General features: G+C 54.6%; 7 protein-coding genes and 4 pseudogenes. 10 read left to right on the plus strand and 1 reads right to left on the minus strand.

Annotated features, from left to right (window positions below; genetic code table 11):
- Nucleotides 1-434 precede the first annotated feature (434 nt).
- The 6 genes and pseudogenes from JZM30_RS18565 to JZM30_RS18590 all read left to right on the plus strand — a co-directional run bounded on the left by JZM30_RS18565 (nt 435) and on the right by JZM30_RS18590 (nt 6,925).
- Nucleotides 435-1,776, plus strand: a pseudogene (locus JZM30_RS18565) (enolase C-terminal domain-like protein).
- Nucleotides 1,777-1,867: 91 nt separating this feature from the next.
- Nucleotides 1,868-3,208: a glucarate dehydratase gene (gene gudD, locus JZM30_RS18570; protein ID WP_252320491.1), complete on the plus strand. Its 1,341-nt coding sequence runs from the start codon at nt 1,868-1,870 to the stop codon at nt 3,206-3,208.
- A 55-nt stretch (nt 3,209-3,263) separates the two neighbouring features.
- Nucleotides 3,264-4,044: pseudogene (gene garL, locus JZM30_RS18575) on the plus strand (2-dehydro-3-deoxyglucarate aldolase).
- A 56-nt stretch (nt 4,045-4,100) separates the two neighbouring features.
- Nucleotides 4,101-4,973: pseudogene (garR, locus tag JZM30_RS18580) on the plus strand (2-hydroxy-3-oxopropionate reductase).
- 107 nt (nt 4,974-5,080) lie between these two features.
- A complete protein-coding gene (locus JZM30_RS18585) occupies nt 5,081-6,073 on the plus strand; it encodes a glycerate kinase (RefSeq protein WP_252320493.1) in 993 nt (330 codons plus the stop codon).
- 231 nt (nt 6,074-6,304) lie between these two features.
- Complete coding sequence (locus JZM30_RS18590) at nt 6,305-6,925, plus strand: RBBP9/YdeN family alpha/beta hydrolase (protein WP_252320641.1); 621 nt, start codon at nt 6,305-6,307, stop codon at nt 6,923-6,925.
- A 57-nt stretch (nt 6,926-6,982) separates the two neighbouring features.
- On the opposite strand, the pseudogene barA reads toward JZM30_RS18590, so the two are convergent.
- Nucleotides 6,983-9,733, minus strand: a pseudogene (gene barA / locus JZM30_RS18595) (two-component sensor histidine kinase BarA).
- 60 nt (nt 9,734-9,793) lie between these two features.
- On the opposite strand from barA, the gene rlmD reads away from it, so the two are divergent.
- The 4 genes from rlmD (at nt 9,794) to pyrG (ending at nt 16,322) form a co-directional block, all read left to right on the plus strand.
- The gene (gene rlmD / locus JZM30_RS18600; RefSeq protein WP_252320495.1) at nt 9,794-11,068 is read left to right on the plus strand and encodes a 23S rRNA (uracil(1939)-C(5))-methyltransferase RlmD; all 1,275 of its coding nucleotides are present in this window, start codon (nt 9,794-9,796) and stop codon (nt 11,066-11,068) included.
- A gap of 9 nt (nt 11,069-11,077) precedes the next feature.
- The gene (gene relA, locus JZM30_RS18605) at nt 11,078-13,309 is read left to right on the plus strand and encodes a GTP diphosphokinase (RefSeq protein ID WP_252320498.1); all 2,232 of its coding nucleotides are present in this window, start codon (nt 11,078-11,080) and stop codon (nt 13,307-13,309) included.
- A gap of 227 nt (nt 13,310-13,536) precedes the next feature.
- Entirely contained in the window at nt 13,537-14,334 is a 798-nt protein-coding gene (gene mazG / locus JZM30_RS18610; RefSeq protein WP_252320500.1) for a nucleoside triphosphate pyrophosphohydrolase, read from the plus strand.
- Between the two features lie 350 nt (nt 14,335-14,684).
- The gene (gene pyrG / locus JZM30_RS18615) at nt 14,685-16,322 is read left to right on the plus strand and encodes a glutamine hydrolyzing CTP synthase (protein ID WP_252320502.1); all 1,638 of its coding nucleotides are present in this window, start codon (nt 14,685-14,687) and stop codon (nt 16,320-16,322) included.
- Nucleotides 16,323-16,347 lie beyond the last annotated feature (25 nt).

Genomic DNA, 16,347 nt, shown 5'->3' on the forward strand with positions numbered 1-16,347 from the left:
TATAACGCCCCGTATGCCCGGCAGAGTCACGTTCCTTTCCATTTTTCTCTTGTCATCCACCTTATTTTTACCTGCTTATTTGTTTCCTTTGGTTTCACTGTTTTTTGTTTTAGAAAAAATGAAATAATAACCATGGCGGTCATAAAAATATTTTCAAGTATTATTTTTGGAGTACATTAAACATTGGCCGCGTGCCATTTTTCACTTCCGCTTCACATAAACGCTAATCTCGTGAATAACTTCGCAATGCGTTGTGCCGAGTTACCATTTAATCATTATCCTGAGACAAAATGTTGTGCACTCGCCCAATGAGCCAATGCATGTCAGTCATTATAATTTGATGCAGTAGAGCAACGATGATGCGTGGAGATACGTTGCCCTGTAGTGAGAATCTGTCTCTTCCGCGCTGACACTGACCTCGGCTGGAACACACGATGATAAATAATACCCAGAGTACCCCGGTCATTACCGACATGAAGGTTATCCCGGTTGCCGGTTATGACAGCATGCTGTTGAACATTGGCGGCGCACACGGTGCCTACTTCACGCGTAACCTGGTGGTTTTGACCGACAGCGCTGGCCATACCGGCGTCGGTGAAGCGCCCGGCGGTGAGGTGATTTATCGCACGCTGGTCGATGCGATCCCCCGTGTGAAAGGTGAACAGATTGCGCGTATGAATCGTCTTGTGCATGACGTGCACACCGGTAACCAATCCTCCGATTTTGACGCCTTCGGCAAAGGGGCCTGGACGTTTGAACTGCGGGTCAACGCCGTGACGGCGCTGGAAGCCGCGCTGTTGGATTTACAAGGCCAGTTCCTGGGCGTGCCCGTTGCCGAGCTGCTTGGGCCAGGCAAACAGCGTTATGAAGTCACGGTGTTAGGCTATCTGTTCTACATCGGCGATCGCACCAAAACGGATCTGCCTTATCTGCCGGGGGGAAACCGGCAAGCACGAGTGGTATCACCTGCGCCATCAGGCTGCAATGAACAGCGACGCCATTGTGCGCTTGGCTGAAGCCTCCGCCGATCGTTACGGTTTCAAAGATTTTAAACTGAAAGGTGGGGTGCTGCCGGGCGAACAAGAGATTGAGTCGGTGAAAGCGTTGAAAAAACGTTTCCCGGATGCCAGTATCACTGTCGATCCCAACGGTGCCTGGCTGCTGGATGAGGCTATCTGTTTGTGCAAAGGCATGAACGGCATTCTGACCTATGCCTAAGATCCTTGTGGGGCGGAACAAGGCTTCTCTGGTCGTGAGGTAATGGCCGAGTTCCGCCGCGCTACTGGCCTGCCAGTGGCAACCAATATGATAGCCACCAACTGGCGTGAAATGAGCCATGCCGTGATGTTGCAAGCCGTGGATATTCCGCTGGCGGACCCGCATTTCTGGACCATGCACGGCGCTGTGCGCGTCGCGCAACTGTGTAACGACTGGGGCCTGACCTGTGGTTGCCACTCCAATAACCATTTTGATGTGTCACTGGCTATGTTTACTCACGTTGGCGCAGCGGCTCCGGGCAATCCTGCCGCGATTGATACCCACTGGATTTGGCAGGAAGGGCAGCATCTGACCAAAGAGCCGCTACAGATCGTCAACGGCAAGATTGCTGTACCCGATCGTCCTGGGCTGGGCGTTGAGCTAGACATGGCGCAAGTGATGAAGGCCCATGAGTTACACAAAAAACTGCCCAGCGGCGCGCGTAATGACGCCGCGGCCATGCAGTACCTGATCCCCGGCTGGACATTCGATCGCAAGCGTCCAGTTTTCGGTCGTTAATAAACGGGCCTGCGCAACGGGCAGGTAAACGCTTTAGTAAAGCAAGCTTCATAACGACAGCTACCGAAAGACAGACTAAAAGGATAACAACATGACCCTACAACAATCCACACCGGTTATTACCCACATGCAAGTCATTCCCGTTGCGGGACACGACAGCATGCTGCTGAACCTGAGCGGGGCGCATGCGCCTTACTTCACGCTTAATATATTGATTATGAAAGATAACTCAGGTAATACCGGTGTGGGCGAAATTCCCGGTGGCGAAAAAATTCGTCAAACGCTGGAAGATGCATCGGTTTTGGTGATCGGTAAAACGCTGGGCGAATATAAGAATGTCATGAATGCCGTGCGTAACCAGTTTGCCGATCGCGATGCTTCCGGACGCGGGCTGCAAACCTTCGATCTGCGTACCACCATCCACGTAGTAACAGGGTTCGAAGCCGCCATGCTGGACCTGCTGGGCCAGTTCCTTAACGTGCCGGTTGCTGCCCTGCTGGGTGATGGTCAACAGCGTGATGCCGTGGAAATGCTCGGTTATCTGTTCTACATCGGCGATCGTACCAAAACAGACCTGCCGTATCAGAGCCAGCCGGATGAGAAATGCGACTGGTATCGCCTGCGTCATGAAGAAGCGCTGACGCCTGAGTCGATAGTACGTTTGGCCGAAGCCGCCTATGAAAAATACGGTTTCAACGATTTCAAACTGAAAGGCGGCGTGCTGGCCGGTAGTGAAGAGGCGGAAGCGGTCACCGCGTTGTCCAAACGTTTCCCGCAGGCGCGCATCACCCTCGATCCCAACGGTGCCTGGTCACTGGAAGAGGCCATTCGCCTTGGTAAGCAACTGCGCGGTGTGCTGGCGTATGCGGAAGATCCGTGCGGTGCAGAGCAGGGCTTCTCTGGCCGCGAAGTGATGGCTGAGTTCCGCCGTGCGACCGGCTTGCCGACGGCCACCAACATGATTGCCACTGACTGGCGTCAAATGAGTCACACCATCTCTCTGCAATCGGTCGATATCCCGCTGGCGGATCCGCACTTCTGGACCATGCAGGGCTCGGTACGCGTGGCGCAGATGTGCCATGAGTGGGGCTTGACCTGGGGCTCGCATTCTAACAACCATTTCGACGTGTCGCTCGCCATGTTCACCCACGTCGGTGCTGCTGCGCCGGGCAAAATTGCCGCGCTCGATACGCACTGGATTTGGCAGGAAGGCAACCAGCGCATCACCAAAGAGCCGCTGAAAATCGTCGGTGGTATGGTTGAAGTGCCGAAGAAACCGGGTCTGGGCATTGAGCTTGATATGGATCAGGTGATGAAAGCGCACGAGCTGTACAAAAACATGGGGCTGGGCGCACGTGATGATGCGGTTGGCATGCAGTATCTCATTCCTGGCTGGACGTTCGATAACAAACGCCCTTGCCTGGTTCGTTAATTCACGCTGTACGCCGCCTCATCCGGGGCGGCGCGATAAAGAGTAAGGATAAAACATGAAGACGCCATTGTTGCCAAATCGGTTTCGCCAGGAGTTGACTGAGGGAAAAACTTTGATCAGTTGCTGGTGTGCGTTGGCTAACCCCATTTCTACCGAATTGTTGGGACTGGCCGGGTTTGACTGGTTGGTGCTGGACGGAGAGCATGCGCCGAATGACATCAGTACCTTTATTCCTCAGCTGATGGCGCTCAAAGGCAGTCACAGCGCGCCGGTGGTGTGCCCGCCCTGCAATGAACCCGTCATCATCAAACGTCTGCTGGATATCGGTTTCTATAACTTCCTGATTCCCGTTTGTAGAAACTGAAGAAGAAGCGGTGCGTGCGGTGGCGTCTACACGTTATCCCCCTGCTGGTATTCGTGGTGTTTCTGTTGATCATCGCAGAAATGCGTTCGGTACCGACCCCAACTATTTCGCCACCATCAACGACAACATCACAGTGTTGGTGCAGATCGAAACTCAGGAAGGTGTCGACAACCTGGATGCCATTGCAGCGGTTAACGGTGTGGGCGGTATTTTCGTCGGACCGGGCGATCTCTCTGCGGCATTGGGCTATCTGGGGCAACCGAATCACCCGGAAGTGCAGAAAGTCATCCGCCATATTTTTGAGCGTGCGGCAGCGCACGGCAAACCGAGTGGCATTTTGGCACCAGTTGAAGCAGATGCGCGTCGTTACCTGGAGTGGGGTGCCAGCTTTGTTGCTGTTGGCAGCGATCTGGGCGTGTTCCGCGGTGCCACAGCGGCGCTGTGTGACAAATTCAAAAAGTCATTTGAATAAATCCGGGCCAGTCAGGCCATTACCGCATTTAACGATCGGACTACGTGGTTAAAGTAATGAAAATTGGTTTTATTGGACTGGGTATTATGGGTAAACCGATGAGTAAAAACCTGATCAAAGCAGGTTACTCATTGGTGGTTTCCGACAGAAACAGCGCTGTGGTGGCAGAAGTGGTCGCCGCGGGTGCTACCGCCGCCGACACCGCCAAAGCGGTTGCCGATCATCATCACCATGCTGCCCATTAACCACACGTGAAAGAGGTGGTGCTGGGTGAAAACGGCGTTATCGACGGTGCTCGCGAAGGCAGCATCGTGATTGATATGAGCTCCATTGCGCCGCTGGCCAGCCGTGAAATTGCTGCCGCACTGGCAGAAAAAGGCATCGCGATGCTGGATGCGCCGGTGAGCGGCGGTGAGCCGAAAGTCATCGACGGCACCCTTTCCTTGATGGTGGGCGGTGACAAGGCGGTATTCGATCGCTGCTACGACGTAATGAAAGCGATGGCTGGTTCGGTGGTGCACACCGGTGACATCGGTGCGGGCAACGTGACCAAACTGGCTAACCAAGTGATCGTGGCGTTGAATATCGCCGCCATGTCTGAAGCGCTGGTACTGGCGACTAAAGCAGGCGTAAACCCGGATCTGGTGTATCAGGCAATCCGCGGTGGGTTGGCGGGCAGCACGGTGCAGGATGCCAAAGTCCCGATGGTGATGGATCGCAACTTCAAGTCGGGCTTCCGTATCGATCTGCACATCAAGGATCTGGCGAATGCGCTGGATACCTCACACGGCGTTAGCGCGCAGTTGCCGTTAACGGCGGCGGTGATGGAAATGATGCAGGCGCTGAAAGCGGACGAACCGGGAACGGCAGATCACTGTGCATTAGCACGGTACTACGAAAAGCTGGCCAAAGTTGAAGTGACGCGCTAAGGCAACAGGTCGGTACGACGACTATTCGATACCGACCTGACATACTGACCCGTAACGACTCCGCGGCCTGTTGATACTGGTGGATCGTTTATGAAATCGGATCGTTTATGAAAATAGTTATCGCACCGGATTCTTATAAAGAAAGCCTGTCAGCACAGGAAGTTGCTACACAGATTGAAGCCGGTTTTCGGGGAGTTTTTCCTGACGCCAGCTACGTCAAGCTGCCCGTGGCGGCCAGCGGCTTGGAGCGGGTGCCTTCCGCGCAGCGTAATCCGCTGCTGACCACCAGTTATGGTACGGGCGAGTTGATTCGCAGCGCGCTGGATTATGGGGTAAAACACTGCATTATCGGTATTGGCGGCAGCGCCACCAATGACGGCGGCGCGGGCATGGCGCAGGCGTTAGGGGCAAAACTGCTGGATGCGCAGGGTGAGTCGATCGGTTTTGGCGGTGGCGCGCTGGATACGCTTAAACGTGTTGACGTCAGCGAACTGGATCAACGCATTAAAAGCTGCCGTTTTGAAGTGGCGTGCGATGTGACGAACCCGCTGACCGGTAAGCTGGGGGCTTCTGCGGTGTTCGGACCGCAAAAAGGAGCGACGCCGGCGATGATTGTACAGTTAGACAATGCGCTCAAGCAGTACGCCGAGGTGATCCGTCACAGCTTGGATATCGATGTGGATCAGGTGCCGGGCTCTGGGGCGGCCGGTGGCATGGGCGCTGCGTTATTGGCCTTCTGTGGTGCGGAACTGCGTCAGGGTATTGAGATTGTCACCGAAGCGCTGGGACTGGATGAACTGGTGCGGGACGCGTCGCTGGTGATCACTGGTGAAGGACGCATCGATAGCCAGACGGTGCACGGTAAAGTGCCGATTGGCGTGGCGCGCGTGGCGAAGCGTTACAACAAACCGGTGGTCGGGATTGCGGGCAGCCTGACAGCGGATGTGGGCGTGGTGCACGAACACGGCTTGGATGCGGTATTCAGCGTGCTTTACAACATCTGTTCTCTGGAGGAAGCGTTGGACAACGCGGCAGCCAACGTGCGCATGACGGCACGTAACGTCGCGGCAACCATCAAGCTGGCGCAAACGCTCCAATAATGCTCTCTTTGCCGATTTTTTCTGGCGGCTCCTTTCTTCGTCGTCCCCGTGCTGGTGCCTGGGGCGACGCGTCATCAAAGATCCAAAATCCATTCATTTTGCTATCACTGACGCTAACCCCTTCTGTGTTATTGGACTCGAAGCACTAAGATTCAAGTCTATCGCCAATATCTGACTTTTCAGCCCATTCAGTGAGGGTATATGAACAAATTCGTCGCGCTACTCCTTTCGATGGCAGCCGCTTTGTCGGGCTGTACCTCTCTCGTAAACACACAGCAGTCAAACAGGAATATCTACATTGTTCACGGATACGACGCTTCACCGTCAGAGCATTGGTTCGCGTGGCTGAAAAGCGAGATGGAGAAAACGGGAGCCAGGGTGTCGATCATTGATTTACCCACCCCTGACGATCCCCAACCGCAGGCGTGGCAACGGGCCCTCGAGACACAGGTGACATCGCTAGATAGCAACACCTATTTTGTCGCGCACAGCCTTGGCAGCATTACGCTGTTGAGGTTCCTTGAAAAACACCCGGGCAACGCGCCTATCGGCGGCTATATTCTGGTTTCCGGTTTCAATGAGCGTCTGCCGACGCTTCCGCAGCTCGACCGCTTCATAAAACCGGATATTGATTATCGCAAACTGGTGCAGAGGGCAAGCAGCCGCGTTGTCATCGCTGCGCCTGATGATAGCGTGGTTCCTTACCGATTCAGTCAGGCGTTGGCGAAATCCCTCGATGCCCGGTTCATTACGGTTGAGCAGGGTAACCACTTTCTGGCAAGTGATGGATTTACCGAATTCCCTCTGGTGCTGGCTGAGCTACAGAAGGCCATAGCCGCATCAGGGCGGTGAGCCGCTGGCGTCAGCCGAGCAGCAGAATCAGGATACGCTCGGCACAATGCCTGTGGGCTACGACAAATGCGCCTGCGCAGCCCGCCGTACATTGGCGATTTCGTCGAGCAATTTCAACCACTCCGGCTCCAGTTCAAGCACGTCCGTTCCCTTATGCAGTGCGGTTTCCAGCGTGTAACACAGTTGCTTCAAGCGTGGCACGCCGCTGTAGCCGCAACTGCCGTGCAGTTTATGAATCAGCGGCAGTGTGTCTGCCACCGGGTGGCCCGCCAACAGCGTTTCGATGTGTTGCTGTACGTCGGGCAGGGAATCCAGCAGCATTTGCAGCAGATCACGCGCCAGATCGGGTTTATTCGCTGCCTGACGCGTTGCCAGCGACCAGTCGAGCGAGAGCTGGCTGTCATAATGTTCAGCCAGCAATTGCGCCATGCTGCCGTTCTCGCTCTCAATCGGTATACCCGGTTGTTGGGTATAACGCGCCAATACCGACGCCAGCATCTGCTCATCAATCTGTTTAGCCAGATAACCATCCATCCCCGCTTGCAGCAATGATTTGCGCTCGTCACTCAGCGAATGGGCGCTGACCGCAATAATCGGCGTAGTAGCGTGGCGGGAAAGCTGGCGGATGTGCTCGCTGGCGCGAATGCCATCCATGCCTGGCATTTGGATATCCATAAGGATGACGTAGATATTCTGCATTGCCGCCTGCGCGATAGCCTCTTCACCGCTGTCGCACAACAAGGTGTTTTCCACCTGCTCTTCCAGCAGAGTGCCGATCAGTTTCAGGTTAGCCGGATTGTCATCCACCGCCATCACACACAGCGGCAAGCGCTGTGTGGGCAGCGTTGCTGGTTGCGTTACTGGCAGCAACGATAGCTGCTGGATCAACAGGCGTACCGAGGAAAGGGGTTTACTCAGACAGGCGTGGATACCGAAGGATTTCAACTGTTCAGCATCCATTTGTGCCAGACTGGGCAAGGCCAAAATAACACAAGCTGCTTTGCGGCTCATGTCGCGCAACTGTGAGGTGTAATCCAGCAAGTTATTACGATGCCGGACGGGAACGCCGAGCAGCAAAATATCGAAATGTTGCGGCGGTAACTGTTCAAGGGTCGCGCTAAAGTGCACCTGCAACGGCGTTTGCCCCAGAATATCTAACCCGGCTTGCGCGGCGAAGGCGTTGGCTTCCACATAGGCAATGCTGTGTCCTTGCAGTACGGAGAGATTGTTCTCTGCCATGCTGCTGTGCGGATCGCAGGTTAGCGTAATGTGGAACCAAAAGGTGGAGCCTTGGTTTACCGCGCTTTGGAAGCGAATATCGCCGCCCATCTCTTTCACCAGTCGCTGGGTGATAACCAGCCCGAGACCGGTGCCGCCGTGGCGGCGGGAAATGCTGGTATCTGCCTGCCGAAATGCCTGAAACAACTGTGCCTGCTGTCCCTCGGCGATGCCAATACCGGTATCTCGGATCTGAATTTCCAACTCCAGCTGTTTATGGCTTTGACGGTGGCGTTCAATGCGGATATCGATATTGCCATTTTCGGTGAATTTGATGGCATTGCCCAGCAGATTGGTGATCACCTGTTGCAGACGCATCGGATCGCCGATAAAACGTTCGGGTACGCCGGGCTGAATGTTGAGCGTCAGCTCTAATCCCTTCTCATGGGCAGTGTGCGCCAACAGCGTGATTACATCATCCAGCGTGTTATGCAGTGATAATGGGATGTTTTCCAACACCAGCTTGCCCGCTTCGAGCTTGGAGAAATCCAGCACGTCATTGATGATGGTCAGCAGGTTGTTGGCGGAACGCTCGATAGTGCGCAAATAGTCGGTCTGGGTGGCGGTTAACGTAGTTTTCAGCGTTTGACGGGTGAAACCGATCACGCCGTTAAGCGGGGTACGCAGCTCGTGCGACATGTTGGCTAAAAACTCGGACTTGATAAGCGCGGCCTCTTGCGCCCGCTTTTTCGCCAAATCCAGCTCGACGTTCTGGATCTCCATCTGTTCCAGCGTCTCTCTCAGATCGTAAGTGGCCTGATCGATGTTTTGCTGCATCTCCTCGTGGTAGGCCGTCAGGGACATCGCCATGGCGTTGATGCCATTTTTCAGCATATCCAACTCGCCCAGCATGCACCCTTCTGCACGGCTGTCCAATTGACTGCGACGGATACGATCGACGGTATCCACCATATTGCGTATCGGCATGGTGACATCGCGCACCAGACGGTAGGCGAACAGACCGGCAATCGCCATGCACAGCAGCATCAACAGCGTGGCGATAAACGTCTCCTGATACTGTTGCAGCATGATGGAGTCGGTATCCAGCTCCAGCAACACATACCCCACTGTCGCGCCGGGGCGCTCGACCTTGCCCGCATGACGGGTGAATTCCGGGCCGATGGTGATAGGCATATGCAGTAACAGCTTGTCATCAACCTGGTGAGAATGTAGCCCTGACGGCATCGACTGCTGTTTTACCGCATCAATCAGTTGGGTGATATGGCGCGAATCGGTGCTGAATAACACCTTATGTTGTGCGTTAGTGATGATAATGGCGCGTACAATGTCGGAATGACGCCGATGCAGCATATTGATTAGCGGCTGAATCATCTCCTGCTGGTTGGCTACCAGCGAATAGGCAGCAACGGCGGAAAGCGGCTAAATAATACTGGCCCCCGCGCTGGCAAGCTGGTCCTGCAACTGATTGCTGCGGTAAATAACGAAGAAGGTACTGAGCAGCAACCCGATAATCAATGTCGGAGCCAGAATCAGTATCATCATGCGGGCACGCAGACTGTATTTGGTCATGAGGTTCCAATGTGGGAGAATTAGGCCCAGACGTTTAGCTTAAAGACACAATAGCAAACTATGGCGCAATTCTACTCTCCAAACCGGCGTGTGACGACCCGGCAAACCATTAACGTGACCGTGGCCGATCTCGATCCCTTCGGACATGGTGTAGCGCGTCATCAAGGCAAAACCGTTTTTGTGCCCAGCGTGCTGCCGGAAGAGCAGGCGGAAGTCCGACTGACCGAAGATAAACGTCAGTATGCGCGTGCTGAACTTAAACGGCTGCTGACGCGCAGTGCGCAACGTGTGGAACCGCGCTGTCCGCACTTTGGCGTGTGCGGTGGCTGCCAGCAGCAGCATGCCGATGTCGCGTTGCAACAGCGCAGCAAATCGGCCGCGCTGCAAAAGCTGATAACGCGAGAAACCGGACAAACGCTGACGGATATTAGACTGATTGCGGGGCCGGCCTATGGTTACCGTCGGCGTGCGCGTCTTGCGTTATACTTTTTGACGGGAGACAAACCTGCGTCAGCGGGCGGAAAAGCGTCAGCCCGCGCCAAATCAGTGCCTCAACCCGCGTCGGGTTTGCGCATGGGATACCGCCAGGGGCAATCGCACGATGTGGTGGATATCGCGACCTGCCCGGTGTTGGCACCGGAACTGGATGCACTGTTAGCCCCACTGCGTCACTGCCTCAGCCAGTTGCAAGGGGTGAAACGGCTCGGCCATGTGGAACTGGTGCTGGCGGATAACGGCCCGCTGCTGGTATTGCGCCATCTTGATGCCATGAGCGCGGCGGATACCGATGCTTTACGCGCGTTTTCCGCAGCCCAGCAGGTGGCTATCTATCTGGCACCGGAGGCCGATATCGTCATCCCTCTGACGGGCGACACGCCGGTTTATCGTGTGAACGACATGACGCTCGCCTTCAGCCCGCGCGACTTTATTCAGGTCAATGACGCGGTGAATCAGCAGATGGTGGAGAAAGGACGAGAGAATGCGCGCCGTAACGGCTTGTCTAACGTCACATTTTCTCACCAAAATCTCGACGAGGATGTTGCGCAACAGTCCTGGAGCGCCCAGGGATTTGATAAGATACTGCTAGACCCGGCACGCGCCGGGGCGGCGGAAGTGATGCCGCAAATTGTTAAACTTGCACCACAGCGTGTGGTCTATGTTTCGTGTAACCCCACCACGTTGGCGCGGGACAGTAAAGTGTTGTTGGCTGCAGGTTACACGTTGGCGCAGGTCGCCATGTTGGATATGTTTCCTCACACCGGCCACCTTGAATCGATGGCACTGTTTTTGCAGCGTTCTGGTAAGGCGGCACGCTCTGGCAAAGCGGCATTGTAGGGAGAGTTTATGGTTGCGGTAAGAAGTGCGCATTTGAATACGGACGGCGAGTTTGTGCCAGATGCCTGGATTGCATCGTTGGGCATCAATAATCAGCAGTCGTGTGAACGCTTAGCCGAGACCTGGCGCTATTGTGAACAGCACACGCAGGGGCACCCCGATGCGATGTTGCTGCTGTGGCGCGGTATTGAAATGGTGGGGATCCTCTCCACCCTCAGCATGGACAACGACAGCATGCGCGCGGCGATGCTGTTCCCGTTGGCTGACTCCGGCGTGGTGGATGAAGACACGCTGCGTGACGCTTTTGGAAAGAATATCGTCGATTTGGTGCACGGCGTGCGCGATATGGATGCGATTCGTCAACTGAAAGCGACGCAACACGATTCCGTTGCCTCCGAGCAGGTAGACAATATCCGCCGTATGCTGCTGGCGATGGTGGAAGATTTCCGCTGCGTGGTGATCAAACTGGAGGAGCGCATTGCGCACCTGCGTGAAGTGAAAGATGCTCCGGAAGAAGAGCGCGTGCTGGCGGCCAAGGAATGTACCAACATCTACGCGCCTTTGGCGAACCGCCTCGGTATCGGCCAGCTCAAGTGGGAGCTGGAAGATTTCTGTTTCCGTTATCTGCATCCGGATGAATACAAAAAAATCGCCAAACTGTTGCACGAACGGCGTATTGACCGTGAACAGTACATTGACGATTTTGTCAAAACCCTGCGCACCGCGATGGCGGGCGAGGGCGTCAAGGCTGAAGTCTATGGCCGACCCAAGCATATCTACAGCATCTGGCGAAAGATGCAGAAAAAATCCCTGTCGTTTGATGAACTGTTTGATGTGCGCGCCGTGCGTATTGTGGTTGAACGCTTGCAGGATTGCTATGCGGCGCTCGGTATCGTTCACACCCACTACCGTCTCCTGCCCGACGAGTTCGACGATTACGTGGCAAACCCGAAGCCTAACGGCTACCAGTCCATCCATACGGTGGTATTGGGGCCGAGGGGCAAAACCCTTGAAATCCAGATTCGCACCAAACAGATGCATGAAGATGCAGAATTGGGTGTTGCTGCGCACTGGAAATACAAGGAGGGCGCGGTTGCGAGGAGACGCTCCGGTTACGAAGGGCGCATTGCCTGGCTGCGCAAGCTGCTCACCTGGCAAGAAGAGATGGCCGATTCAGACGAAATGCTGGCCGAAATACGCAGCCAGGTGTTCGACGATCGTGTCTACGTGTTTACGCCAAAAGGCGACGTGGTCGATCTGCCAATCGGCTCTACGCCGCTGGATTTTGCCTACCACATTCATAGCGATATTGGGCATCGCTGCATCGGGGCCAAAATCGGCGGGCGCATTGTGCCCTTTACCTACCAGTTGCAGATGGGCGATCAGATTGAAATCATCACCCAGAAGCAGCCGAACCCGAGCCGCGATTGGTTGAACCCGAACCTGGGTTATATCACCACTAGCCGTGGCCGTTCCGAGATCCATAACTGGTTCCGCAAGCAAGATCGTGACAAGAATATCCTGGCAGGGCGCCAGATTCTGGATAACGAGCTGGAACATTTGGGGATCAGCCTCAAAGCAGCAGAGAAGCTGCTGCTGCCGCGCTATAACATCAACTCGCTTGATGAGCTGCTGGCCGGTATTGGCGGCGGGGATATTCGCCTTAACCAGATGGTGAACTTCCTTCAGGCGCAGCTCAATCAGCCCAGCGCCGAGGAACAGGATCGCGAAGCGCTGCGTCAACTTACCCAGCAGAAAGCGCCACCGCAGAACAGCCGCAAAGACAGCGGCCGTATTGTGGTAGAAGGGGTTGGCAATCTGATGCATCATATCGCGCGGTGCTGCCAGCCGATCCTGGGCGATGAGATCATCGGTTTCATTACGCGCGGACGCGGTATCTCTATCCACCGTGCTGGCTGTGAGCAGTTGGACGATCTGCGCAGCCATGCGCCTGAGCGGATTGTCGATGCCGTCTGGGGGGAAAGCTACTCCAGCGGCTATTCGCTGACGGTGCGCGTAACCGCCAACGATCGTAGTGGGTTACTGCGCGATATCACCACCATTCTGGCGAACGAAAAGGTGAACGTGTTGGGCGTGTCCAGCCGCAGTGATACCAAACAGCAGATCGCGGTGATCGACATGGAGATCGAGATCTACAACCTTCAGGTATTGGGACGGGTGCTGGCGAAGCTCGACCAACTGCCGGATGTCATTGACGCGCGTCGCCAGCAAGGAGCGTAATTTTTTACGTAGGTCCTCACTTTGTCATCCCCGCGCAGGCGGGGATCTATCACGGAATATACCCAAAATAATTCGCGTTGCAGGAAGGCGGCCAGTGAGGGAATCCTCAGGTAAGTGATTCTGGTCAGCGAAAGCAGTCAACGCACCTGCAACGTGAGGTATGACGGGTATAAACGCGTTTCTCCAGTAAGGGGGCCACGCGATTTTTATTGATTCAGGAATCAGGCATGACAGCAGCGGCTATTGAACGTCTTCTTTCCATTATGAATACATTGCGCGATCCGGAAAACGGTTGCCCGTGGGATCGCAAACAAACCTTTGACACGATCGCGCCCTACACGCTGGAAGAGACCTACGAAGTGCTGGATGCTATTGCGCGTCAGGATTTCGACGATCTGCGCAGCGAATTGGGCGATCTGTTGTTTCAGGTGGTGTTTTACGCCCAGATGGCGCAAGAGCAGGGGTTGTTTGATTTTTCTGCGGTATGCGACGCGATAAGCGACAAGCTGGAGCGGCGACATCCGCATATTTTTGGCTATGCGACGCTCACCGACAGTGACGCGGTGCTTGCCAACTGGGAGCAAACCAAAGCCCAGGAGCGCGCTGAAAAAGCCCGATACTCGGCGTTGGACGATATTCCTGACGCGTTGCCCGCCTTGATGAAAGCGCACAAAATCCAGCAGCGTTGCGCGTCAGTCGGTTTCGACTGGAGCAGTCTGGGGCCAGTGGTCGACAAAGTGTATGAAGAGATTGATGAAGTGATGCATGAAGCCCGGCAGGCAGTAGTCGATGAAGAAAAGCTGGCCGAAGAAGTGGGCGATTTATTGTTTGCTACGGTCAATCTCTCACGCCATCTTGGTCAAAAAGCCGAAAATGCGCTTCAGGCGGCAAACCGCAAATTCAGCCGCCGTTTCCGTCAGGTAGAACAAATTGTTATCGCCTCGGGAAAAACAGTTGAACAGGCGACGCTTGAGGAAATGGACGCGGCTTGGGAACAGGTAAAACGTCAAGAAAAGGCCAGTTAAGATATTTTTATCGTATTACTGCATTTTTCTTATGGCTTTGTTATTTATCTTTATGATTTTTAATCCGATGTTTCATGCTATTTGTGCGTGATACATCGGTTTAGCCACGACGTTATGATCGCCACAATGATGAAAAGCAACATTTGTAGCCTTCATCAGGTTCAGGTATACTACTTTCCCGTCTTGGTACTCCATTCGTTATACCCGTCATACTTCAAGTTGCAGGTACGTTGGCTGCGCTAGCTCACCCTAGTCACTTACTTGAGTAGGCTCCTAGGGATTCGTTTGCTTGCCGCCTTCCTGCAACTCGAATTATTTTGGGTATATAAACCTAAACTCTCAGGTTCAGCATGACAACTAATTATATTTTTGTGACCGGCGGGGTCGTATCCTCTCTGGGTAAAGGCATTGCCGCAGCCTCTCTGGCGGCTATTCTCGAAGCCCGTGGCCTCAACGTTACCATCATGAAACTGGACCCGTACATCAACGTGGATCCTGGCACGATGAGCCCGACGCAGCACGGTGAAGTGTTTGTCACCGAAGACGGCGCGGAAACCGATCTTGACTTGGGCCACTACGAACGCTTTATCCGTACCAAAATGACGCGCCGCAACAACTTCACCACCGGCCGTATCTACTCTGATGTGCTGCGCAAAGAGCGCCGTGGCGACTATCTGGGTGCAACCATTCAGGTGATTCCGCACATCACCAATGCCATTAAAGAACGCATCATTGAAGGCGGTGAAGGCCATGACGTGGTGCTGGTGGAAATCGGCGGCACCGTCGGCGATATCGAATCTCTGCCGTTCCTTGAAGCGATTCGGCAGATGGCGGTGGAAGTGGGCCGCGAGCATACCCTGTTCATGCACCTGACGCTGGTACCGTACCTGGCGGCAGCAGGCGAAGTGAAAACCAAGCCGACTCAGCACTCGGTAAAAGAGCTGCTTTCTATCGGTATTCAGCCGGACGTGCTGATTTGCCGTTCCGATCGCACCGTGCCCGCCAACGAGCGTGCAAAGATTGCTTTATTCTGTAATGTGCCGGAAAAAGCAGTAATCTCCTTAAAAGATATTGATTCGATTTATAAAATCCCGGCGCTCTTGAAATCGCAGGGATTGGACGATTATATTTGTAAACGATTCAGCTTGAGTTGCGCCGAAGCAGACCTGTCCGAATGGGAACAGGTTGTCTATCAGGAAGCCAATCCGGGTGGTGAAGTCACCATTGGCATGGTCGGCAAATATGTCGCACTGCCGGATGCCTACAAGTCGGTGATCGAAGCCCTGAAGCACGGCGGGCTGAAAAATCGCCTGACCGTCAACATCAAGCTGATCGATTCGCAGGATGTAGAAACCCGCGGCGTCGAAGTTCTCAAAGATCTTGATGCTATCTTGATACCAGGGGGGTTCGGCTACCGCGGTGTTGAGGGTAAAATCATGGCGGCGCGTTACTCCCGTGAGAATAGTATCCCTTATCTGGGCATTTGCCTGGGAATGCAGGTCGCTTTGATGGAATTTGCCCGTAACGTTGTGGGTATGGAAGCGGCAAACTCTACGGAATTTGTGCCAGACTGTAAGTACCCGGTTGTTGCGCTGATCACCGAATGGCGTGATGAAGACGGTAACCTTGAGGTGCGCAGTGAAGAGAGCGACCTGGGTGGCACCATGCGCATGGGCGGTCAACCGTGCCACCTGGCGGAAGGCGGTCTGGTGCGCGAGATGTACGGTGAGGCAACCATTATTGAACGTCACCGTCACCGCTATGAAGTGAACAACATGCTGTTGAAACAAATTGAAGCGGCGGGATTGCGTGTTGCTGGTCTTTCCGCCGACCGCAAGCTGGTGGAGATTGTTGAACTCCCTGAGCATCCGTGGTTCGTGGCCTGTCAGTTCCATCCGGAATTTACGTCGACGTCACGAGATGGGCATCCCCTGTTTGCCGGTTTTGTTAAAGCCGCTGGCGCGTATCAAAAGCGTCAGGTGAAGTAAGGGTTTTTCAGCAACGCGCGGTCCA

The organism is Candidatus Symbiopectobacterium endolongispinus (assembly GCF_018777385.1).
Lineage (GTDB): Bacteria > Pseudomonadota > Gammaproteobacteria > Enterobacterales > Enterobacteriaceae > Symbiopectobacterium > Symbiopectobacterium endolongispinus.

Excerpts from the sequence above, each read along its gene's own strand:
- JZM30_RS18585 (WP_252320493.1), top strand. The coding sequence starts at position 5,081 with ATGAAAATAGTTATCGCACCGGATTCTTATAAAGAAAGCCTGTCAGCA.
- gudD (WP_252320491.1), top strand. The coding sequence starts at position 1,868 with ATGACCCTACAACAATCCACACCGGTTATTACCCACATGCAAGTCATT.
- pyrG (WP_252320502.1), top strand. The coding sequence starts at position 14,685 with ATGACAACTAATTATATTTTTGTGACCGGCGGGGTCGTATCCTCTCTG.
- mazG (WP_252320500.1), top strand. The coding sequence starts at position 13,537 with ATGACAGCAGCGGCTATTGAACGTCTTCTTTCCATTATGAATACATTG.
- relA (WP_252320498.1), top strand. The coding sequence starts at position 11,078 with ATGGTTGCGGTAAGAAGTGCGCATTTGAATACGGACGGCGAGTTTGTG.
- rlmD (WP_252320495.1), top strand. The coding sequence starts at position 9,794 with ATGGCGCAATTCTACTCTCCAAACCGGCGTGTGACGACCCGGCAAACC.
- JZM30_RS18590 (WP_252320641.1), top strand. The coding sequence starts at position 6,305 with ATGGCAGCCGCTTTGTCGGGCTGTACCTCTCTCGTAAACACACAGCAG.